Below are 21,945 nucleotides of genomic sequence, written 5' to 3'. Positions count from 1 at the left end.
ACAATGCATCATTGCGAAGCGCGGATAATCGTCCATTTCTTGGCATCACTATTCGGAAAATACGAACAATTGTCTTGCGGAAGCTATGCTGGCGTTTCATGATGCTATCCCAGCCGAACTCCAGTAACCGGGACTGCCGAATGGATAGATTTGAAGCGATGCGCGTCTTCGTCCGGGTTGTCGAACGGCGCAGTTTCACGCTCGCCGCCAACGATCTTGGCCTGCCGCGCTCGACCGTGACCGATGCGGTGAAACAGCTGGAAGCGCGGCTCGGTGTGCGGCTGCTGGAACGGACCACACGGCAGGTCAGTCCGACCCTTGACGGCGAGGCTCACCACCGGCGATGCGTCTCGATCATCGCCGATCTCGAGGATGCGGAAGGGGCGTTCGGAGCGGCAAGGCCCAAGGGTTTGCTGCGCCTCGAGGTTCAGGGCACGCTGGCGCGGCACTTCCTGTTACCGGGTCTGCCGACTTTTTTCGAGAAATATCCCGATATTGAAATCAGCATGAGCGAAGGCGAGCGGTGGATCGACCTTATCCGCGAGGGCGTAGACTGCGTGCTGCGGTTCGGCATCCTGCCGGACAGCGACATGATTGCCCGGCGCGTCGCGACGCTGGAGCGATTGACATGTGCAGCGCCCATATATCTCGACCGGTTCGGCACGCCGGCAAGCTGGGATGCGCTGGACGGCCATCGCATGATCGGGCTCCGGTCGCTGACGACGGGTGTCGTGCGGCCACTGGATTTCATGATCGGCGAGCGACTGGAAAATGTGACGCTACCGACAACGATTTCCGTGACTGGCACAGAGAGCTATCTTGCAACCGCACGACTGGGACTCGGTCTCGTTCAGGTGCCGCGCTTCCATGCCGTTGACGATCTTGCACGAGGCACGCTCATCCAGCTTCTGAGCGATTGTCCGCCACGCCCGATGCCAGTCTCCCTGCTCTATCCCCGGAATCGTCAACTTTCACCACGCGTTCGGGTGTTTCTCGATTGGGTGGCGCAGGAGGTGGCATCGAAAAATGCCATGACTTGAACGTTCAGCACGACCAAATATCCTGCATACGTGAGAATCATAATAATTTCGTGCCAATAGGTATGGCGTCCAGCAACGCGTCAACAGAAAGCAAAGCCGTGGAATTCCTGCACACCGGCATTACATTCCTGGAACCGTACATCCAGCAATATGGGCTCTATGCGATCTTCGTCATCATATACCTGGAATCCTTCGGCGCGCCGCTTCCGGGCGAAAGTGCGCTTGTCGCATCGTCGCTCCTCGCGGTGCGTGGTGATCTCTCCGTAACAGACCTGTTTTTCACCGTCTGGATTGCCGCAGTGCTCGGCGACGGTACCGGCTATGCTATCGGGCATTTCGGTGGACGGCCCCTGCTGAAGCGATATGGCTGGCTCGTCAAACTCACCCCTGAACGTCTGGAGAAGCTGGAAGACCTTTTCCGGCACCGCGGACCGATCATCGTCGTCGGCGCACGCTTCGTCGTTGTGCTGCGGCAATTGAATGGACTGGTTGCCGGCTCGGTCGGGATGCCGTGGCACAGTTTCTTTCTGGCAAACCTCCTCGGGGCCGCTTTATGGGCGGCCGTCTGGAGCTTTGGTCCCTACTATTTCGGCGGATTATTCCACGAGTACTGGCGCTAGATCACTTCTGCGGCACATATTTGCGCCAGTCGTGCTCCTCGCGGAAACCAAGCACCTCGCGCGTCTTGCGATTGGAAAGAGGCGCTTCAAATTCACCGAGCTCGCGCCGGATCGGAACGCCGGGACAATATTTCTCGAGGAATTCCCGCGTCGGAAGCTTCGCGGTGATCGTGTCGTTGACGGCATTGAATACCTGGAAGCCAAGGCCATCCTTGCGGATCGCAAGATCGACGATCTGTCCGAGGTCGCGCGCATCGATATAGCTCCAGGCGTTGCGCTTGCGCGACATCGGGTCGGCGAGGAAAGCTGGAAACCGGTCGTACTCGTGCGGTTCGATGACATTGCCGATGCGCAGAGCGTAGATATCGGCGCCATAACGCATGGCAAAGGCGCGCGCGGTCTTCTCGTTCAACACTTTGGAGAGCCCATAGCTGTCCATCGGGTCGGTATCGTAGTCTTCCTCAAGCGGGAAATGATGGAAGTCTTTGTCACCTTCGGCAAAGCACACGCCATAGGTGGTCTCGCTCGACGCAACGATGATCTTCTTTATCCCGAGCTTGACCGCGGCCTCGATGACATTATAGGTCCCGATCGTATTGATGCGGAATGTCTCGTTGTCTGGCTTGATCAACACGCGCGGCACCGCTGCAAAATGCACGACTGCATCGATCGGGGCGGGACCTATGCCGGTCTCGTAGCCCTCGAAACCAAAGTGGCTGGAGAGTACGTCGAACATCTGGCCGCTGTCAGCGATATCGGCATTGATGGTGTTGACGCCGGGATAGTCGAGCGGGGCGAGATCGACGTTCAGGACCTCGTAACCCTTGTCGACGAGATAAGGAACCACGTGACGGCCGGCTTTACCGGTACCGCCTGTGAATACGATCCGCTTCTTCATTTTTGCATTCTCCTTAGGAAATCATTCACTCTGGCGGAATTTGCGCACCCGGTCGAACAGCACCGCGAACAGGATGGCGCCGCCAATGAAACAGCCTTGCCAGAAGGCATTGATGCCAAGCAATCCAAGACTGTTGCGGATCACTTCGATCAATGCCGCCCCGACGATTGCCCCGAGGGCCGTACCCACGCCGCCCGCAAGAGCCGCACCACCGATGACGGCAGCGGCAATGACCTGCAGCTCGAGGCCGGTACCGATATTGGTGGTGATCGCGCCGAGCCAGCCGGTCTGGATGATACCGGCGATGCCAGCCGAAAGCGACGAGATCATATAGACCGCCACCTTGATCTGGCGAACCGGCACGCCGGTAAGGATCGCCGCGTGCTCATTGCCGCCAATGGCATAGATGTACCGTCCGAATCGCGTCCAACGCAAGATAAAGCCAGTAATCAAGGCCAGCACGACCATGTAAACCACGGGGTTGGCGATACCGAAGAACCATGCACCGCCGCCAAGCGCCAAGAGTTTGTCGTGGTCCGGCCCGAACTGGAAAACAACCGTATTGCCGGAGGCAACCATGGCCAAACTGCGTGCGATCGACAGCGTCGCGAGTGTCACAACGAATGGCGGCATGCCTATGTAGGCTATAAGCAGACCATGGCACGCGCCGATGACCAGTGCTGTGGCGATGGACGCTGCTATACCGACTTCGATACTGTAACCGGCATGCATGACGACGCCGAGAATCATGCTGCAAAGACAAAGCACCGAGCCAACGGACAGATCAATGCCGCCTGTGATGATCACGAGCGTCATGCCGAGCGCAATGATCGCGACGAAGGTGACGTTGCGGGTGATGTTGTAGAGGTTTTTAGAGGTCGCGAAGGAATCCGTTGCGAACGACAAGAAGATGCACGCAAGAATGACGGCGACCAGAACCCAGAAAGTCTGGCTGCTCAGTTTTTCCGCAAGCCAGCTCTGCTGCTTGTGCGCAATGGTCTGGTCAAGTGTAATTGCCATAGTCGACCTTCTACCTATCTCTTAGCTTTGCCGACATGCCGGCTACGCAACCTGTTCGATGGCACCGGTGATGAGGCCGGTGACTTCTTCGGGGGAACTCGCCGCAATCCGCTTGTCTGCAACCTTGCGCCCCCGGCGCATCACAATGACCCGGTCGGCAACATCGAAAACATCCGGCATGCGGTGGCTGATGAGCACGACGGCAATGCCCTGATCGCGCAGGTGGCGAATCAAATTCAGCACCTCGGCAACCTGACGCACCGAAATCGCCGCCGTCGGTTCGTCCATGAGCACGATCTTGGCCTCGGAGAGCCTGGTCCTCGCAATCGCCACCGCCTGCCGCTGCCCGCCGGACATCTGCTTGACGAGGTCACGAGGGCGGGTCTCGGATTTCAGCTCGGCGAAAATCTGGCCGGCACGCTTATACATCGACGCGTAGTCGAGAATGCGGAAGGGCCCGACGCCGCGGCGAATCTCGCGACCAAGGAACACATTTGCCGCAGCCGTGAGGTTATCGCAGAGCGCCAGATCCTGGTGAACGATCTCGATGCCGTGACGGCGCGCCTCGACCGGCTTGTTGAGGACAAGCTCGGCCCCATCCATGCGCATGGTGCCATGGCTGGGACTGAAATTGCCCGCAATCATTTTGACGAGCGTCGATTTACCCGCGCCATTGTCGCCCATGAGGCCAACGACTTCGCCCGCCTCGATGGAAAATGAAACATCATTGACAGCCTGGATGGCGCCGAAATGTTTTGAAATGTTGGTGAGTTCCAGAACTGCCACCAGCCGTATGCCTCCCGTGCATGTTTGCTCGCGCTACTCGCATTCTCATTGAGACACGAGGCTTTTTTGCGATCCCGCCCTTCCCTCCCAGGAAGAGCCGTGAAGGGCATTTACGCAAACGCCGCGCGGGGCGTCAATCGGCTTTCCGCCGAATCCGGTCACCATAACGATGAAAAGTCGTTTTATATGACAAATACCCATTGACGGGTGAACTTTGCCAATATTAGCTGGCGATCGGAGGAATGTATTTGTCCGTGGCGCAGCGGATAAAGTTCGGAGGGGACCCAAAATCTGCAGGTTTCAACACCGGCCCTTGCGCACCTATCAACGGTAGAAGACTGAATGGCGGGCATTTCATGTCCGTTTGTTTCCAAGGGAGGAATAAATGAGAAAGTCACTATTGTTAGTCGCCGCGGCCGCTCTTGCACTTGGTGCGGGACCTGCTCTGGCAAAAAAACAGGTCGTCATCGTCGTTAAGGGTCTCGACAATCCGTTTTTCGAGGCAATCAATCAAGGTTGCCAGAAGTGGAACAGCGAGAACGCGAGCTCGGAATATGAATGCTTCTACACCGGCCCCGCATCGACATCGGATGAAGCCGGCGAAGCGCAGATCGTCCAGGATATGCTCGGCAAGGCCGACACGGCGGCGATCGCGATCTCGCCGTCGAACGCCAAGCTGATTGCCCAGACGATCAAGACGGCCAATCCATCGGTTCCGGTGATGACGCTCGACGCTGATCTCGCCGCTGAAGACGCTGCCTTGCGCAAGACCTATCTCGGCACAGACAACTATCTGATGGGTTTCAAGATCGGCGAATATATCAAGAAGGGCAAGCCAAAGGGCGGTACGATCTGCACGATCGAAGGCAATACCGGCGCAGATAATATCCTTCGCCGGGCTCAAGGCATGCGCGATGCCCTGACCGGTCAAAAGGGCCTGGCAGCGCTCAAGGGCGAAGGCGGCTGGACGGAAGTTGCGGGTTGCCCTGTCTTCACCAATGACGACGGCGCCAAGGGCGTTCAGGCAATGACCGACATCCTTGCAGCCAATCCGAAGCTCGACGCCTTCGGGATCATGGGCGGCTGGCCGCTGTTCGGCGCACCACAGCCTTACCGCGACCTGTTTGGTCCCTACAAGGAAAAGATCGCCAGCAATGAATTCGTCATCGGCGCAGCCGATACGATCGGTGATGAAGTGGCGATTGCCGGCGAAGGCCTGGTTACCGCACTCGTTGGCCAGCGGCCTTTCGAGATGGGCTACAAGGCACCTTCGGTCATGATCAATCTGATCGAAGGCAAGCCCGTTGAAGATCCGGTCTTCACCGGCCTCGACGAATGCACCAAGGATACGGTTTCGACCTGCATCCAGAAGTAAGTCCAAAATTTGGGAGCGCCCGACAAAAGGGCGCTTCCAAACACTGAACTATCGCAAATTGCCATGGCTCAACGCCTCATTGAAGAATGTCTTCAGCCGCTTCCAGTGCCTCTCACCGCCGACCGCGTTGTAAACGCCGTGATCCGGCACCGCCCAGCCATGGGCCATGCCTACATAATTCTCGATGATGTGGTCGACTCCGGCGGTCCTTAACGCTTCGGCGAGGCGCGCTGATTGCTCAGGTGGAAAGCTGCCATCAACCCCTGCAACGCCCACATAGACGCGGCCTTTGATGCCGCCTGCCAAACGATGCGGGCTGTCTTCAGCGTCACTGGCGAGATTGCCGCCATGAAAGCTCGCCGCTGCCGCGACCCTGTCCGGAAAGGCACCTGCAGCGGTAACGGCTCGTCCGCCGCCCATGCAATAACCGACGGCGCCAACGGGACCGGTTGCGCCAGCTGCCGCCAGCGTATTGAGAAACGACGCCGTATCCCGCTTGGTCATTTCCTGGGTGGTGCCGCGCACCATGGTCATGATCTGTGCCTTGGCTGTTTCGTCGGAAAAGGATGTTCCGGTAAAAGGGCCATAGGCTCCGAACCGATAGAACAGATCCGGCAGAAGAACCACATAGCCGAAATCTGCAAGACGCTGGGCCATGCCATCCAGTGCAGCCCTCGGACCCATCGCATCCATGTAGAACACCACACCGCGCTCGGCACCGCTGGTCTTTGATGGCGCCGCCGAGGGATCGGCGCGAAAGATCGCCGCTTTGGCTGTGCCATCAGCGGTCTTGATTTCAATGTTCTGTTTCATGGATCTGTCCTGTCGTTTCGGTTCAGACGCCTCCAATCATACGAGGCGCCAGCTCCTCAATATCGATCATCGACAGCCAGGCACAAACACAATCACTTGAATGCTTCGCATTCAGGAATTGTTTCAGAAACATTTATCAGGGTTTGGAAAATGCATCGATCAAGGCTTCGGAGGTCTGCTTCAGCCGCTGTTGCGGGCCTTCGATACCGATGCTCTGACCACAGACGCGCGCACCTTCGACGAGGAGTACGAGCGCCTGAGCGAGCTGTTCGTACTGCTGAACGCCCGCCCTGCGGCAAAGCTCGACCAAATGTTGCACATGCGCTTTCTTAGCGTCCATGATGACTCTTTGGGCCGGATGGCCGGCTTCTTTTAGTTCTACCGCCGCATTGACGAGATCGCAGCCACGCAAATCATTGAAGATACGTTGGGCAGCTTCATCGACCCAACCCCGCAACTGCCTGGCCGGATCACCGGGATAGGCGTCTTCCAGATCGACCCAGATACGCTCCTTTTCGCTCGACACCTGTTTCAGGCACTCGCAAACCAGATCGTCCTTGCAGCCAAAGTGACGATAGAGCGTCATCTTGTTGGAGCCGGCAGCCTCGGCAATAGCATCGACACCGACGCCCTTGATCCCATGCTGGCGAAACAGCTCTATGGCGCTCTTCACGATCCGTTCACGAGGACGTTCCAGCGTGGTCACGAGCTTGTCAGAATTATCTGCTATTGTTTTCGAAGGGGTACTTGACATTGATGTTACCGCTTAGTAACTATTGGGACGTTACTGACCGGTAACACACATTGAATGCCGAAGTCAATTCACTCGTTCGCCACCCTGCCCGTAACCCCCAACGCCGTAATTTTGATCCAATACAGTTTTACTGGTCATCGAGAAGGAGACCAATATGTCCCAGTTTTATTCCGACCTTACCCAGTCACAAGTCCTTTCGGACCCGCTGATCAACGCTGTGATGCGTGCCGATCGCGTCAGCCGAAAAGAGCTCGAGCTCCTTATGACGACAGTGGCGACCAAGAATTTCAGTGATGAGACCGTCAGCGAATGGCGCCGTCCGTTACCGGCTTTCGTCTCAGCGCAGCCGCTGAAAGGCAGCACGGACCTTTTGAGCAAGATGTGCCAAGGGGCTGCTTGCTAACGACTGATTGAGACTCGATCAAAAAACTGCGGTCCTTCTCGGAAGGGCCGCAGTTTTTCGTTTGAGCTCTATCCACGGCTGTCCGGTTGCCTTCTCTCGGAAACTCTCACTGGCGTTCGCCATTCAAGTGGCATGGGGACATATGGCTCATCATGGTTTTCCATGAGGTGCGGCAGGCGCATGGCTGAATTAAACTATCGTATGATTTCGCCAAGCCAGACATCGATTGAGGGTGGTATAAGAAGCGTAGAGGGTCCCAAGGTTTGCTTTGCCGGGCAGGAGCAGCTGATTATGCCAATAGAAATCGAAGACCACAAACCGGTCGAGGAGACGCTGCGCGATCGGGAGCGGGAGCTTTCGCAGCTCATCGACATGGTTCCGAGCCACCTGTGGCGCCTGACTCCGGAGGGGGAGCCGACTTTCTTCAACAAGCGCATGGTCGACTTCCTTGGCCTCGACGTTCCGGATATGGATAAACCGGGTGTCAGCCGATTGGAGGCGATCATTGAGACCGTCCATCCGCGCGATGCAGCGGAGTTCAGGGACACGCTTAACCGCTGCCTCGTCACCGGCGAGCATTTTACCATGAGGTATCGCTTGCGACGCGCCGACGGTGTTTATCGTTGGATGTCGAGCCGCGCCGAGCCGATGCGGGGTCCGGATGGACGCATTATCCAGTGGTACGGCCTCTGTCACGACATCGACGACCAGATGCACGCCGAAGAGGCGTTGCGGCAAAGCGAGCGGCAGCTTCAGCAGATGATCGACGCCGTGCCTCTCCGCATCTGGAGCGTAACATCCATGGATGGGCCGGTGTACTTCAACAAGCGATACCAGGACCATTTCCGCGCCGTGATCGCCGACTTCGAAGCCATCGAGGAGCCGCGCATCGAAACATTGCTGCAAGAACTGATCTATCCCGAAGATGCACCTGAAGTGCAGCGAACATTGCTGAATTGTTTTGAATCTGGCCGCGGCACCGTCATGCGGTTTCGTTGGCTTGAGAAAGATGGCGCCTATCGGTGGGCGGAGTGCAGGGTGGAGCCCCGTCGTGATCAAGACGGAACGATTGTGCAATGGTACGGCGTTTCTCTCGACATTGACGATGAAGTGCGCGCGCAGGAGGCGCTGCGCAATCGGGAACGGGAGCTCTCGTTGCTCGTGGACATGGTTCCCAGTAACCTTTGGCGTCTGACCCCGGACGGGGAGACCACCCTTGCCAACAAGCACATGGCAGACTTTCTCGGTGTGGACCTGGAGGACAAGCGCCAGCTGGCGGTGGTGTTCGACGCCATCTTCCATCCGGACGACGTGGACGCGGTGTCGGATGTTCTCGGGCACAGTCTCAGGACGGGCGAGATCTTCTCCATGAAATATCGTCTGCGCCGGCACGACGGTGTCTACCGCTGGATGTCGGGCCGGGCCGAGCCGCTGCGCGCTCCGGACGGACGCATCGCCCAGTGGTTCGGCCTCTGTCACGACATAGACGATCAGGTGCATGCGGAAGAGGCTCTGCGACGCGCATCCGAGCAACTCGCGCGGGCTACTCAAGCGGCCAGCCTGGCCGAGCTTTCCGCCTCGATTGCGCACGAAGTGAACCAGCCGCTGGCGGCTATCGTCGCCAATTCCCACGCATGTCACCGTTGGCTGTCCGCCGAGCCCCCGAACGTAGAGCGCGCGAAGATTACGGCCGAGCGCATCACCCGCGACGCCAATTCGGCGGCGGATGTCGTCAGTCGCATCCGCGCCCTTTTCCGTCAGGCACCTCGAGCCAGGTCGTCTGAAAATATCAACCACTTGATTGGCGAAGTCTGCCAACTGATGGCTGATGGGACCGCGGCGAAAGGCATCCGCATCGAAACGAATCTCGAGCCGGACCTGCCGTCCGTCGCGCTCGATCGCGTCCAGGTACAGCAGGTGTTTGTGAACCTGGTGCGGAATGGGGTCGAGGCGATGGACAGCGCCATGGTCGACGGCGCGCGTGCGCTCCAGATAAGCTCGCTCCGTGACGGTATTGACGCGATCCGCATCGAGGTTCGCGACGCCGGAACTGGCTTCGAGGAAGCCGAGCGCGTTTTCCAGCCGTTCTTCACAACCAAGCAGCACGGGATGGGTATGGGGCTCGCCATCTGCCGTTCAATCATCGAATCGCATGGGGGCCGACTCTGGATGGCCAACAACGAGACCCGTGGGGCGACTGTCGCTTTCACGCTTCCGTTGGAGGCAAGCGAGGCGCCATGAGCCAGCGCAAGGAGATGGTCTTCGTGGTGGATGATGATGCCAGGGTGCGCGAGGCAATCAGCGAACTATTGGAGTCCTTGGGGTGGCAGGCCGAGACGTTCGCTGCGGCCGCGGACTATGTCGCTTACGCGAAGCCCGATCTCCCTGCGTGCCTGATCCTCGATGTCGAGCTGCCCGACATCAACGGTCTGGAATTCCAGAAGCAGCTATCCGACGATGTCCATCCCCCGATCGTATTTATAACGGGGCATGGCGACATTCCATCGTCGGTACGGGCCATTCAAGGAGGTGCCGTCGACTTTCTGACCAAGCCGGTCGGAGAGAACGATCTGGTTGCGGCCGTTCGGGCGGCGATCGACCGGGATCGCATTCAACGATCGGTGCGCGCGGAGCTGTCCGAGCTTGCTCGCCGCTTGGCGGCTCTTACCCCGCGGGAACGTGAGGTATTGCCGCTCGTGGTCAGCGGCCTGCTGAACAAACAGGCCGCCGCAGAGCTCGGCATCAGTGAGATTACCCTTGAAATCCACCGCAGCAAGATCATGCACAAAATGCGGGCGGAATCGCTCGCCGACCTGGTGCGGATCGCTGAAAAGCTGCGGATTCCAATCACTCATTCCAGACGTTCAGGAAGCTTGCAAGAATGCCCAACCCGCAGTCCGTGATAGCGATCGTCGATGACGACCAGCGCCTGCTCGAATCGCTTGAGAATCTTCTTGAGTCAGCGGGGCACGTCGTGCGGGCATTCTCCTCGGCTCAGACCCTGCTCGACAGTAATACAGTCCCGGAGATAGATTGTCTGATCACAGATATCGGCATGCCCGGCATGGACGGCTTCGAGTTGCAGCGCTTGATGAGCGAGAGACGCCCCGACTTGCCAGTGATCCTGATTACCGCCCGCCATGAAGTAATTGAGCTGTTGCAGGCGAAGCACAACTGGTTCTTCCGCAAGCCTTTCGACGGGCAAGCGTTGCTTGCAGCGATTGGTGACGCTTTGACTGGAAAGGAGAATTCACGATGAGTGTGAGTTATCATATGAGTGAGAGCTACAAGAGCAGCGTGCTCAACAGATCTCAGTCCGCAGGCAACTGGGCCGAAGCGGATCGCCCGCTGGTCATCCTCGTGGACGACGACGCCAGCCTCCGCGAGGCGCTCCAGGAGCTCATGCATTCGGTGGGCATCGACACGATCAGCTTCGCCTCCACGGGCGAACTGCTCGAGGCTGAACTCCCGGATCGGCCAGGCTGCCTCGTCACCGATGTACGGATGCCTGGCCTAAGCGGCTTGGATCTCCAATATCGGCTAGCCGAGAGCGGCGAGGCCAAACCGATCATCTTTCTCACGGCCCATGGCGACATCCCCATGTCGGTGCAAGCGATGAAAGCGGGAGCGGTCGACTTCCTCACCAAGCCGGTGCGCGACCAGACGCTGCTCGATGCAATCGCCGCAGGCATTGAACTTGATATCCAGCGGCGGGCGCACTCTCGGATCCTGAAGGAATACCTAAGCAAGTTCGCGCTGCTCACTCCGCGCGAACGTCAGGTCCTACGCGAAGTCGCGGCTGGCCGGCTGAACAAGCAGATCGCTTTCTACCTCGGCATTAGCGATATTACAGTCAAGCTCCATCGCTGCAACGTCATGCGCAAGATGCAACTGACTTCCGTCGGCGAACTCGTTCGCGTCTGGGAGATGTTGCCTGCCGAGGTACGCAAGACTGTGGAGGCCGCACCGCTTCAAACGCATTGACCGAGCTAAGAAATCATGGGCGGTTCATGCCGGAACGTCGGTAAAGTGCGAGGCACGGCCGATTCCGCTGAGGCGCCGAATAACGACCATGGCGAGCCCCCATGCGGCCGCCGTGATCGCGACGCAGACGGCAGCGAGGCCTGCGTAGCCTACCGCCGCAATCACGGAGCCGGCCATCAGAGGGCCGGCGGCGAAGCCAAACAGATAGGCCGACCCTGCCGCCGCGGCCCAACGCCCGCTGCGGTCGAGCGCGGCGGCAAGGCCGAAAAGGTAGGGAATCGAGAAGTAATAAATGACACCCGACGCGACAAGAGCGACAAGGTAGACTGTCGGATTGCGCGAGAGACAGAGCACCAGGGCGACGAGTGTGAGGCCGACGCAGAACCCCGAGAAAGGAATTGTTCGTCCCCAGCGCACGTTGAGCGCGGTCGCGGCTCCTGCACCTGCAAGACCGACCAAGGTGGTGATCGTCAGCGCATAGCCCACCGCAGTCGTGTCGAGGCCTGCGCGCTCGCCCAAGGGCGTGCTGAACGCGTAAACCGCGGCAGAGACGGTAAGATAAAGCGCGATCGACGCGATTGTCATGACGCCAAGTACCGGGGAAGTCCGCGCCGTGTCCCTAGCAACTCGGCTGTTGCTCTTGTCTCGGGCGTCCGGAATGAGAAGCAGGAGTGGCGCGAGTACGAGGATCACGCCCGCAATCAGCGCGAAGACGCCGCGATGCGCGAAAGCGGCGGTGAGGTGCCCGCCCATGGTAAAGAGAGCGACGCTGGTCAAGGCCCAGACGACCTGAAAGTAGCCGTAGACCTTGTCGGGGTTGCTGGAACGGGAGCAGACGATGGAGAGTGACACGGCGTAAAGCGCGCCCTCACCGATACCAGCGAGGCCACGCAGCAGGGCAAGTGACATCGCTGACGCACTAAAGATCGATACGCTTTGGGCAAGCAACGTCAGTACGACGGCGAAGAGGGCGACGCGCCGATAGGCGAACCGGGGCAGAACGGGTGCAATTGCGATCGCGGTGACGGCGAGGGCAAGGAGTTCAATGGAGGCGATGAGGCCAGCCTCGCGTTCCGACAGCGAGAGACCGGCCATCAACCCGCCAATCACAAAAGGCGACATCTGCGGAACCAGCCCGCCGATCACCTGCGCGGCGGTCGCACCGACAACGAGGGACACAGGATCGCGAGGCATCGAAGAATGGCGAGCGGTTTCCGTCATGGTTCGGCTGCGGTCCCTGCAGTCTGGTGATCATTTAATGTTGAGCAACGCATCCGCTGAACGGGCTGGCGCCAGCGTTTGGGGGCGTTACAACCAGGATGGTATCACTGGTTGTTCAGCTACGTCGAGTGTCATTCAGATTGACAGGAACACGAAGGCAGTGTTTCGCGAAACTAGCCGCTCGCTGCACGAACGAGTTCGGCAACCACTACGTAAAATCGTCCGAAATGCTGTCGTGTCCCGTCAGCGGGATGGCTGTGTCACCGCCCCTTCAAAGGTGCGGGCCATCGTGCTGAGGACGGGTGCATTCAATACCATAGTATGTGGTTTCCTGAGTAAGGGACTGTAGCGGACTGTCATTGCCGCCGAAAGAAACCATCGATCGGTCCCACTGGATAACCCCCGGAGATTATGAAAAGCACCATTGACGGTCACCAGTTCCTCTCGCCTTCATTTCAATTGCGTGTTGTGACCTTCGGTATGTGTTCCCCCAACCAATGGATGGGATGTCTGAGTTCGACATCGGCGTTAATTCTGATGTGCGAGCCGTGTTAACCGGACGCGACAGAGATGGTGAATGCAGGAGTTTTTCCGGTTTCTTCCTGCAGCCAACGAATTGGCAGACGAGCATCTTACCTGTCCGGCTCCAACTCAAGGAGATCTCCGCATGAACGGACATACACCGTTTGAAACGATCGATGCGTCTCGCCGCGACCTTCTTCTGCTTGGGGCGAGTGCGACGGTTTTCGCTGCAATGCCTTCACTGGCGTTCAGCGCCCCATCTCTTTCACCAACCAATTCCAACAACCGAAGCGAAAGGCCTAATGACATGGGCATACTTAAAATCAAGGACGGTACGGAGATCTTTTACAAGGATTGGGGAACGGGGCAGCCGATCGTCTTCCATCACGGTTGGCCCCTCTCCAGCGACGATTGGGATACGCAAATGCTCTTCTTCCTGGATAAAGGCTACCGCGTCATCGCTCACGACCGTCGTGGCCACGGGCGCTCAACCCAAACCGCAACTGGCAACGACATGGACACCTATGCCGCCGACTTTGCCGAACTGGCGGCGGCGCTCGACCTGCGGGACGCCATACATGTGGGACATTCGACCGGCGGCGGCGAAGCTGCTCACTACGTCGCACGTCATGGCAAGGACCGCGTGGCCAAACTGGTCTTGATAAGCGCCGTTCCGCCGATCATGGTGAAAACCGCCGCAAACCCCGGTGGCTTGCCGATCGAAGTCTTGGACGGCTTGCGTGCTCAGCTCGCTGCAAACCGATCGGCGTTCTATTGGGATTTCCCGATCCCGTTCTACGGTTTCAATCGCGAGGGCGCAGCCATATCCGACCCAATCCGTACCAACTGGTGGCGGCAGGGCATGATGGGCGGCGCGAAGGCACACTACGACTGCATCAAAGCCTTCTCGGAAACGGATTTTACGGAAGACCTGAAAATCATCGACATTCCAACGCTTGTGATGCACGGCGACGACGATCAGATCGTTCCCATTGCGGACTCCGCGCTTCTGTCAGTGAAACTCCTGAAGAATGGAACGTTGAAGGTCTATGAGACATATCCGCATGGCATGTGCACGACCCATGCGGACGTCATCAACGCCGATCTTCTTGCGTTCATAAGAAGTTGAGAGATGTCTGCGGCTGGTGACCATCATGGCATCGGCAAGACCAAATTATATCGAACCGGAGCGGCGACTACCGACACTCTTCTTTGTCGACGACTCCGGGACGGCCCTGACGATCGACGACAATGCGTCGTCAAGAAAGTGAGATGAGGCTAACTGCTATGGAAAACTTCCAGGAAAAAGTTGTCATCATTACAGGTGGCAGCAGCGGTATAGGATTGGCTGCAGCCCAGCAATTTGCGTCGCAGGGTGCGAAGGTCCTTGTCACAGGACGGCGCGCTGAAGTGCTGGCAGAGATTGCCGCTGCAAATCCCAACATCCATGGCTTTGTCGCGGACGCAGCCGACCCTGAAGCAGCGCGTAACACGATTGATTCTGCCATCAAACTTTGGGGCCGCCTCGATATCCTGGTCAACAATGCCGGTGCTGGTGCAATCCGATCCCTGATGGAGAGCGATGCGAATACCATCTCGAATATATACGCGGTGAACGTGACTGGACCAATCCTTCTGGCTGCCGCAGCAGTTCCGCATCTCGCAAAGACAAGGGGCACCATCGTCAACATGTCGAGTACATTCGGCAGCAAGGCAGCACCAGAGCTTTCGGTTTACGGTTCGAGCAAGGCCGCTGTGGAGCACCTGACACGCTGTTGGGCATTGGAACTTGCGCCCCGAGGAATTCGAGTGAATGCCATAGCGCCTGGACCTGTGGAGACAGATTTTTTGCGCGACCGTATGGGTTTGTCTTCGGATCAGATTGCCGCCGTGACAGAACAAGAGCGCAAGCTTATCCCGTTAGGTCGCCGTGGTGTACCGGAAGACGTTGCGACGTGGATTTTGAACGTCGCCGATCCCCGCGCGACGTGGATCACAGGACAGGTCATTGCCGTTGACGGAGGACTCGTCACAGCCTAGTTGCGAGGATGGGCTCTGATAACCACAGCCAAGCGACAAATGCCGAGGATAATATCATGCTCTGTCCCTTGCGAGTGCACGTGCCATTCGAGAGGAGTCTCCCCAGGTTGACAGCCAAATCAAACAGTCGGTGGCAAAAGAGATCACTTAAAAGCCTCCGTTCGCGGCCACTCCTGATCGCTAGCGGTCGGGAAGCTCTGTCCAGAGTTTCTTGGCGAAGCCGCGCTCATCGAGTTTCCACGCACTGCTGACGATCTCCGCCCGCCCACTACGGCATTTGTATGAGAAGACGGCGTCATGGCCGATCGCAAAAGCTGGAACATTGTCCTCGTTCTGATGCTGCCGGCAGAACTCATCTGCTCCCGGGTTATTGCGGGCATTGTTCATTTTCACGCAAGGCAGGTTCGCACCGACGAAGCAGACCATGATCTTGCCGTTCATACAGCGATATTGTGCCTGCGTTTTCAGCTCTGCCTCGTCCGGGGCGGCCGTGGCCGCCGGGAACAGTTTCTTGAAGGCTTCCACCGTCCCATTATAGAGAGCATGTGAGTATTCGCGTATCGTGTCGTCGTTGCGCACCTCGCTGCACAATTGGTGAAGATCAGGGCCAGGCGCCGCAGCAGCAACACCAGTCGTATAGAAGATCGCAAGGATTCCGAGAAGCATTGCCGACAAGGCGAACCCGATATTCGAATAGCGGAATACAGTCATTGCAACCTCCTTAGAACATGCGCAGGGAACCTCTCGGTAGGCATCTGAGCATACTAGGCGCGCCACTACATTGACTAGGGGCAGGGTATCGGTGCTTTGGCCGATATCCGTACGTGCCTAGCTACGGGTATGAAAATGCCTCAGGAAAGACCGTGTGCCCTCCTGTTTCGGTGTGTCGATGACCTCGCGTGCCGGCCCTTCTTCCACGATAACACCATCGCGCATGAAGACGACTATGTCCGCAACTTCCCGTGCAAAGGCAATTTCATGCGTGACAATGATCATTGTCATACCTTCCGCGGCAAGATCCCGCATTACGGACAGCACCTCGGAAACAAGTTCCGGATCGAGCGCAGACGTGACTTCATCGAAGAGCATCACCTCGGGTTCCATTGCCAACGCCCGGGCAATCGCGACACGCTGCTTCTGTCCACCCGAGAGCCTTTGCGGATAAACGTCAGCCTTGTCGACCAGTCCAACTTTGGCAAGCAATTTGCGCGCCAGAACTGCGGCCTCGGCTTTCGGCATATTCTTCGCGGAGACCGGTCCTTCCATGACGTTTTGCAAAACCGTCATGTGAGGAAACAGATTGAAATGCTGGAACACCATGCCTGCCCCGCGACGGAAGCGGGCCTGCTCGCGCGCCGAAGGAAGACTCGTTCCATGTCCGAACTTGAACGCGTCGTTACCGATGCGGATACTGCCGTCGTCCGGGATGACCAGCAGGTTCATGCAGCGGAGCAGTGTGGATTTACCGGATCCTGAAGGCCCAATGAGTGCAATGACGGCGCCAGGAGCAATCTTCAAATTGATGTCGCGCAAAACGACCAGATCACCGAACTGCTTTTTGAGCGAACTGATCTCGATCTTATAGTTCTCGGCAATCATTTTAGTCACTTTCCCGAAGAGCCTTCTCGCTCTTCTTCACGATGGCCGTCAGTGGCACGAGTACGACAAAATAGATGATCGCAATCACCGTATAGACTTCGAGCGGACGGTATGTTTCGGTCGCGGCTGATTGCCCTTGGTAAAGGAGATCAGGCACAGCCAGAACGGAAACCAGCGATGTATTCTTGAACTGGATGATCGACTGATTCATGAGTGGAGGGATCATTTGTTTGATCGCCTGCGGCAGAATAATGCGACGCATCACCCGCGCTGGCGTCAGGCCGAGTGCCAGACCGGCTTCACGTTGACCGGCGTCAATCGTAACGATGCCACCGCGGATTACCTCGGCATAGAACGATCCGCCATACAACGACAGGGTGAGAACAGCCGCTGTGATGGCGCTCATCTCGATGCCCGTCAAAATTGGCAGTGCATAGTAAAACCACAGGAGTTGGACAAGGAGAGGCGTGCAACGAAAAAGTTCGATATACGCCCAGGACACCCATCTTAGAAACGCGAACCGGGAAATCTGCGCCAGACCGGCAATCAGCCCCATCAGCAGCCCTAAAACGACGATACTGGCCGTGAGGGCAATAGTGACGAGCGTTCCTTCAAATAGCAGCCAACGGTAGCTCCAAAGGATGTTGAAATCCCAATTGTACATATCACGACTTCCTGTGTTCCGGTTCGGTGCCCACCAAAGGCAGGCACCGAAACATCATTAAAAGGTAACGCCGGCGGGAATGTCGTCGAGGGTGATATCGACCTTCGCGAGACTGGACACGACGGCCTCCCGGACCAGGCCGAGGCCCTGCGCATAGACGATCCAGGTATTCAGGAAATCGCGGAGGGTCTTGTCTTCCTCTCGTCGCACGGCCGCGTTGGACGTCGAACCGAAGATCGGCGTCGGAGCGACGACCTTTCCCAGGCGCGGATCGCGCTTGACGGCACGAACACCTCCCATCCAGAAGATGCACTGCGCATCGACGCGGCCCGTTGAGAGCGCCAGCGTCGCCTCGTCGAGCGATTTCAGCCGCACGATCGTCGCATTGGGACACAGGCGCGAAGCACCCTGGTCGTGCGCGGAACCCATGTCGACTGCGATCCTGACTTCGGGCTTGTTGAGGTCTGTCCACGTTTTCGGTTCGAAACCTGTCTTCGCGATGACAACGAGAGCGCTGTTATAGACCGGGACAGTGAAGTCCACGGCCAGGGCGCGTTTCGGTGTTGGGTTCATCCCGAACATGACATCGATCTTGTTGGCCTGCAGGTCGAGGATGGCGTTGCCCCAAGTCGTCTCCACGACCTCAAGTTCGACTTCCATGTCCGTGGCAAGAGCCTTGCCGATGTCATAGAACTGACCACCCCACTGGCCGCTCTCCTTGTCCTTGACTGTCCAGGGCGCACCGCTTGCCACGCCGCCGATACGCAGCTTCTTCGAGTTGATGACCTGCTGAAACGAGTTCTGTGACGGGGCTTGCGCCGCAGCCGAGCTTGCGCCGGCTAAGGTCGCTGCGATTGCACCTCCTCCGAGGAGGCCTGCGAATTCTCTTCTGGAAACCATGTTATTCCCCTTTCTTCTTTCGGTTAGTAGTTCACTACGATTTGAGCAGAACACCCGGGTTTATCCTGCCATGCGGATCGAGAACGTGTTTAATTTGCTGCATCAGTTCGTAGCGGATCGGGTCACACAACCGCTCCAGTTCCGCGGGCAGTTTGCGGCCCACTCCGTGTTCCGCACTGAATGTGCCGCCGTATTGAACGCCGACATCATGAATCGCCCTTTCGACGCAGAGTGCGAACTCGTCTTGGTCGTCAATAGTGTTCCAATAGTCGTGCGAGAACATCAGGATATAGTGAACGTTGCCATCGCCGAGATGGCACACGACCTGCGTGGTGGCCTCGGGAAATCGTTCCGCGGCCACTTTGTCCGCCGCATCGATGAACGCGGGAACGAAAGAGGTCCGTACCGCTATATCATGAACGATACCAATGCCTTCCTTCTTGTTGGCTTCCGATACCGAGTGGCGCACATGCCAGATCTCTTCTGCCTGTTGATTGGATGCAGCAACCACAGCATCGCGAATCAGACCGGCCGCAAAACCCTCCTCGAGCAGGCGGCCGAGCATGGCATCCAGGTCCGTGTAACTGTCGGATGTGCTGAGTTCCACCATCAGTGACCATGCAGGCAACTCGGCGAATGGTATGCGAACCCGATCCACGTGCCGGCGGACGAGCTCGAACTGAGAGGAGGATACCAGCTCAAAGGCCTCGATGAATGAACCTGCGGTGGCGCGAAACCGAGCGAGAAGTTGAACGGCATCCGCTGGCGACGCCACGTCGATCCAAGCGTGTGCACTCTTTGAGAGCTTTGGAAATAGTCTCAGCGCCGCGCCTGTAATGATACCCAACGTTCCTTCCGCACCGATGAAGAGTTGCCGTAGCATATAGCCGGTGTTGTCTTTGCGCAGAGCCGCGAGGTCGTTGACGATGCGGCCGTCCGCCAGGACCAATTCCAGCCCAGCAACCAGGTCGCGCATCGGCCCATATCGGACGACTGCGGTGCCGCCTGCGTTGGTCGAGATGAGCCCGCCAACCTGTGCGCTGCCTTCACTACCAAGACGCAGAGGGAACTGGCGACCGATTCTGTCGGCCGCCTGATGGATTTCAGCAAGTATGACCCCGGCATCCACAGTGATAATATCTGACACGGTATCGATGTCCCGGATCCGGTGCATGCGGCGAAGCGAGAGGACGATACCGAGCTTTTCGACATCGTCACTTTCGGGTACCGCTCCATAACACAGCCCCGTATTGCCGCCGAGGGGGAAAACCGGCTGCCTTTCTTCCGCAGCCACACGCATTACCGCTGCGACCTCGTCTGTCGAGGCGGGCAAAACCACGCAAACGGCCCTGCCCTGCTTTCGACCACGCCAATCCGTGAGATAAGGCGTCATCTCCGAAGGGTCGCTAATTATTCCTTTGGAACCAACGATGTCGCGCAGCCGATCAATCACGGATTTAAGCCTTTCTTTAAGCGAGATTCACGAGCTTGGCCTGATTGGCGACTTCCTTCAGTTTTGCCAGAGTTGCCTCACTCGGGTCCTGTAACGGCAGCCTGACGCTTCCAACAGGCATACCGGCCAGAGCCATATATTTTTTCAGAGGACCGGGATTGGTTTCCAGGAAAATTGCCTCGACGACGGAGTCGATCGGTGCCTGAATTCGCAAGGCCTCATGGAGCTTACCCTCCTGCGCAAGCTGGAAGATTTTAAGCCAGACCTTAGGATATATCGACGCGGACGCCAGAACGCCACCGCGAGCGCCAAGTGCGACATGGGTCGCGAAAAGAGGCTCTTCGCCGCTCAATATGGCAATTTGATTACCGACAAACCTGATCGTCTTGATAAACTCCGGCACGTCATAGGACGAGTACTTCATGCCGATTATGGAACGATCTTCGACCATCCCCTGTATGCACTCAGCAGTGACGGCAACATTCGTGCGACGCGGGATTTGGTAAAGCATAACAGGCACATCAACCTCTTGGCGATAGGCCCGGAAGTAGTCACGCATCGCCTCCTGGGTGCCCGAAGCGTAATAAGGAGTAACCGTCATTACGGCAGAAGCGCCGGCGGCGGCGAAATCCTGTCCAGCCTCGACAGCATCCTTGAAACCAGTGGACAGGACACCGGGGATGACCGGCTTGCCGTCCGACGCTTCAACACACGCTTCCACAATCGTCCTGCGCTCGGATCGCGAAAAAGCCGTATATTCGCCAGTGCCACCGATCGGAACGACCCCGGCCGCGCCACTTTCCAGCTGGAAGCGGGTAAGCTTGCGCAGGCCGTCGAGATCGACGGTCCGGTCTTCCTTCATCGGAGTGACTATGGCCGTGTAAAGGCCACTGATTTCATTGGCAGAAAGAGTCATGAATGCATGTCCTATAGTCGGAGGACAGGCGCGATCGTCCACGGTTTCCCAGTGTGATCGCGACCGTTCCCGTTTTATTTTCTAGTTGCGTTGATCGCCTCACAGATGAGATAATTTATGAGCATTCAACACATGTCAATATTTTTATCAAAAAAATCCACTATAGGAAAAATTTTGGCTTTAGCGTATTTTTCTTTCCAGAGTTAATGATTTGCGATAGCGGATGAGAAAGTCCGCAACAGCAAAGCGATTGGGACAGCAACTGATGGAGAAGGTTATGGCCAGCCAGTCAATCAGCGATCAGGGCGTACTGCTCCATGATGTCATTCGCCGCAAGAGCGACGAACACGCCAGCAGCATTGCAGATGCCGCGCCATCCGAGATGAACATCGGCGCGCGATTGCATCAGATTCGCAAGGACAGAAACCTGACGTTGCAGAGTGTTAGCAAAGCGACGGGCGTATCTGCCTCGGCATTTTCGAAAATCGAACGCAATGAACTTTCCCCGACAATCGGAACGCTGCAGCGAATCGCCGTTGGCCTCGGAATTGATTTGATGGAATTGCTGAATGCGCAAAATACATCGCCAAGCGGCTATGGCCGCCGCAGCGTTACTCGGGCTGGAAGCGGCAAAGCTCATGACACGGATACGTGTGCCAACAACTTCCTATGTTCGGATCTACGCAACAAAAAAATGACACCGATTATGACGAGCGTTTCGGCACGTTCACCCGATGACTATAAGATCTGGGCAAAATCGGGGGCCGAAATCTTCCTGACCGTCCTGGAAGGCACTCTTGTCGTCCACAGCAAGCTATATGAGCCGCTTGTGTTGAACGAGGGAGATTCGATCTACTACGATGCCAATGCCGAGCACGTGTGGACATCCGCCGGCGAGCGCGACGCTAAAGTGCTTTGGGTCCTCGCCGTCTCATGA

General features: G+C 57.5%; 22 protein-coding genes and 1 pseudogene. 11 read left to right on the top strand and 12 right to left on the bottom strand.

Going from position 1 to position 21,945, the window contains the following annotated elements; translation table 11 throughout:
- Nucleotides 1-140 precede the first annotated feature (140 nt).
- Together LB462_RS04695 and LB462_RS04690 are read left to right on the top strand one after the other, a co-directional pair.
- A complete protein-coding gene (locus tag LB462_RS04695) occupies nucleotides 141-1,040 on the top strand; it encodes a LysR family transcriptional regulator (protein WP_224506202.1) in 900 nt (299 codons plus the stop codon).
- A gap of 119 nt (nucleotides 1,041-1,159) precedes the next feature.
- Nucleotides 1,160-1,660, top strand: a complete 501-nt coding sequence (locus tag LB462_RS04690; RefSeq protein ID WP_224506367.1) for a DedA family protein — start codon at nucleotides 1,160-1,162, stop codon at nucleotides 1,658-1,660.
- A 1-nt stretch (nucleotide 1,661) separates the two neighbouring features.
- Here LB462_RS04690 and LB462_RS04685 read toward each other — a convergent pair whose 3' ends face one another.
- From LB462_RS04685 to LB462_RS04675, 3 genes are read right to left on the bottom strand one after another with little or no spacing between them, the layout of a single operon-like run.
- Nucleotides 1,662-2,558 (bottom strand): NAD-dependent epimerase/dehydratase family protein, encoded by an 897-nt coding sequence (locus tag LB462_RS04685; protein WP_224506201.1) that lies wholly within the window; start codon nucleotides 2,556-2,558, stop codon nucleotides 1,662-1,664.
- Between the two features lie 21 nt (nucleotides 2,559-2,579).
- A complete protein-coding gene (locus LB462_RS04680; RefSeq protein WP_224506200.1) occupies nucleotides 2,580-3,578 on the bottom strand; it encodes an ABC transporter permease in 999 nt (332 codons plus the stop codon).
- A 42-nt stretch (nucleotides 3,579-3,620) separates the two neighbouring features.
- Nucleotides 3,621-4,364, bottom strand: a complete 744-nt coding sequence (locus LB462_RS04675; protein ID WP_114430538.1) for an ATP-binding cassette domain-containing protein — start codon at nucleotides 4,362-4,364, stop codon at nucleotides 3,621-3,623.
- Nucleotides 4,365-4,749: 385 nt separating this feature from the next.
- Here LB462_RS04675 and LB462_RS04670 point away from each other — a divergent pair, with 385 nt between their 5' ends.
- Nucleotides 4,750-5,739 (top strand): substrate-binding domain-containing protein, encoded by a 990-nt coding sequence (locus tag LB462_RS04670; protein ID WP_224506199.1) that lies wholly within the window; start codon nucleotides 4,750-4,752, stop codon nucleotides 5,737-5,739.
- 48 nt (nucleotides 5,740-5,787) lie between these two features.
- Here LB462_RS04670 and LB462_RS04665 read toward each other — a convergent pair whose 3' ends face one another.
- Together LB462_RS04665 and LB462_RS04660 are read right to left on the bottom strand one after the other, a co-directional pair.
- Nucleotides 5,788-6,552: a dienelactone hydrolase family protein gene (locus LB462_RS04665; protein ID WP_224506198.1), complete on the bottom strand. Its 765-nt coding sequence runs from the start codon at nucleotides 6,550-6,552 to the stop codon at nucleotides 5,788-5,790.
- Between the two features lie 136 nt (nucleotides 6,553-6,688).
- Complete coding sequence (locus LB462_RS04660) at nucleotides 6,689-7,306, bottom strand: TetR/AcrR family transcriptional regulator (RefSeq protein ID WP_224506197.1); 618 nt, start codon at nucleotides 7,304-7,306, stop codon at nucleotides 6,689-6,691.
- Nucleotides 7,307-7,460: 154 nt separating this feature from the next.
- Here LB462_RS04660 and LB462_RS04655 point away from each other — a divergent pair, with 154 nt between their 5' ends.
- The 5 genes and pseudogenes from LB462_RS04655 to LB462_RS04635 all read left to right on the top strand — a co-directional run bounded on the left by LB462_RS04655 (nucleotide 7,461) and on the right by LB462_RS04635 (nucleotide 11,693).
- A complete protein-coding gene (locus LB462_RS04655; protein ID WP_224506196.1) occupies nucleotides 7,461-7,709 on the top strand; it encodes a hypothetical protein in 249 nt (82 codons plus the stop codon).
- Between the two features lie 327 nt (nucleotides 7,710-8,036).
- A pseudogene (locus tag LB462_RS04650) lies at nucleotides 8,037-9,950 on the top strand (PAS domain-containing sensor histidine kinase); the annotation flags it as partial.
- Nucleotides 9,947-10,612, top strand: a complete 666-nt coding sequence (locus LB462_RS04645) for a response regulator transcription factor (protein ID WP_224506195.1) — start codon at nucleotides 9,947-9,949, stop codon at nucleotides 10,610-10,612. The pseudogene LB462_RS04650 and the gene LB462_RS04645, both read left to right, overlap by 4 nt.
- Nucleotides 10,591-10,968 (top strand): response regulator transcription factor, encoded by a 378-nt coding sequence (locus LB462_RS04640; RefSeq protein WP_224506194.1) that lies wholly within the window; start codon nucleotides 10,591-10,593, stop codon nucleotides 10,966-10,968. The genes LB462_RS04645 and LB462_RS04640 overlap by 22 nt, the downstream gene beginning before the upstream one ends.
- 14 nt (nucleotides 10,969-10,982) lie before the next feature.
- A complete protein-coding gene (locus LB462_RS04635) occupies nucleotides 10,983-11,693 on the top strand; it encodes a response regulator transcription factor (RefSeq protein WP_224506365.1) in 711 nt (236 codons plus the stop codon).
- A gap of 24 nt (nucleotides 11,694-11,717) precedes the next feature.
- Here LB462_RS04635 and LB462_RS04630 read toward each other — a convergent pair whose 3' ends face one another.
- Nucleotides 11,718-12,914, bottom strand: a complete 1,197-nt coding sequence (locus LB462_RS04630) for an MFS transporter (RefSeq protein ID WP_224506193.1) — start codon at nucleotides 12,912-12,914, stop codon at nucleotides 11,718-11,720.
- 829 nt (nucleotides 12,915-13,743) lie between these two features.
- Here LB462_RS04630 and LB462_RS04625 point away from each other — a divergent pair.
- Entirely contained in the window at nucleotides 13,744-14,565 is an 822-nt protein-coding gene (locus LB462_RS04625) for an alpha/beta fold hydrolase (RefSeq protein WP_224506364.1), read from the top strand.
- 143 nt (nucleotides 14,566-14,708) lie between these two features.
- Nucleotides 14,709-15,476 (top strand): SDR family NAD(P)-dependent oxidoreductase, encoded by a 768-nt coding sequence (locus LB462_RS04620; RefSeq protein ID WP_224506192.1) that lies wholly within the window; start codon nucleotides 14,709-14,711, stop codon nucleotides 15,474-15,476.
- Nucleotides 15,477-15,656: 180 nt separating this feature from the next.
- On the opposite strand, the gene LB462_RS04615 is transcribed toward LB462_RS04620, so the two are convergent.
- The 6 genes from LB462_RS04615 to dapA form a co-directional block, all read right to left on the bottom strand.
- Entirely contained in the window at nucleotides 15,657-16,187 is a 531-nt protein-coding gene (locus LB462_RS04615; RefSeq protein ID WP_224506191.1) for a hypothetical protein, read from the bottom strand.
- A 117-nt stretch (nucleotides 16,188-16,304) separates the two neighbouring features.
- Nucleotides 16,305-17,075: an amino acid ABC transporter ATP-binding protein gene (locus LB462_RS04610; protein ID WP_224506190.1), complete on the bottom strand. Its 771-nt coding sequence runs from the start codon at nucleotides 17,073-17,075 to the stop codon at nucleotides 16,305-16,307.
- Between the two features lies 1 nt (nucleotide 17,076).
- Entirely contained in the window at nucleotides 17,077-17,739 is a 663-nt protein-coding gene (locus LB462_RS04605; protein WP_224506189.1) for an amino acid ABC transporter permease, read from the bottom strand.
- Between the two features lie 57 nt (nucleotides 17,740-17,796).
- On the bottom strand, nucleotides 17,797-18,639 hold the full coding sequence (locus LB462_RS04600; protein ID WP_224506188.1) for a transporter substrate-binding domain-containing protein: 843 nt from the start codon (nucleotides 18,637-18,639) through the stop codon (nucleotides 17,797-17,799).
- Between the two features lie 34 nt (nucleotides 18,640-18,673).
- Nucleotides 18,674-20,092, bottom strand: a complete 1,419-nt coding sequence (locus LB462_RS04595) for an FAD-binding oxidoreductase (protein ID WP_224506187.1) — start codon at nucleotides 20,090-20,092, stop codon at nucleotides 18,674-18,676.
- 16 nt (nucleotides 20,093-20,108) lie between these two features.
- A complete protein-coding gene (gene dapA, locus LB462_RS04590; RefSeq protein ID WP_224506186.1) occupies nucleotides 20,109-21,008 on the bottom strand; it encodes a 4-hydroxy-tetrahydrodipicolinate synthase in 900 nt (299 codons plus the stop codon).
- 277 nt (nucleotides 21,009-21,285) lie between these two features.
- Between dapA and LB462_RS04585 the strand changes: the two genes are divergently transcribed.
- Nucleotides 21,286-21,945: a helix-turn-helix domain-containing protein gene (locus LB462_RS04585; protein WP_224506185.1), complete on the top strand. Its 660-nt coding sequence runs from the start codon at nucleotides 21,286-21,288 to the stop codon at nucleotides 21,943-21,945.

Source organism: Phyllobacterium chamaecytisi (assembly GCF_020164455.1).
Classification (GTDB): Bacteria; Pseudomonadota; Alphaproteobacteria; order Rhizobiales; family Rhizobiaceae; genus Phyllobacterium; species Phyllobacterium chamaecytisi.
The sequence above is the reverse complement of the archived record's forward strand: the minus strand, read 5'-3'. Positions and strand labels throughout refer to the sequence as shown.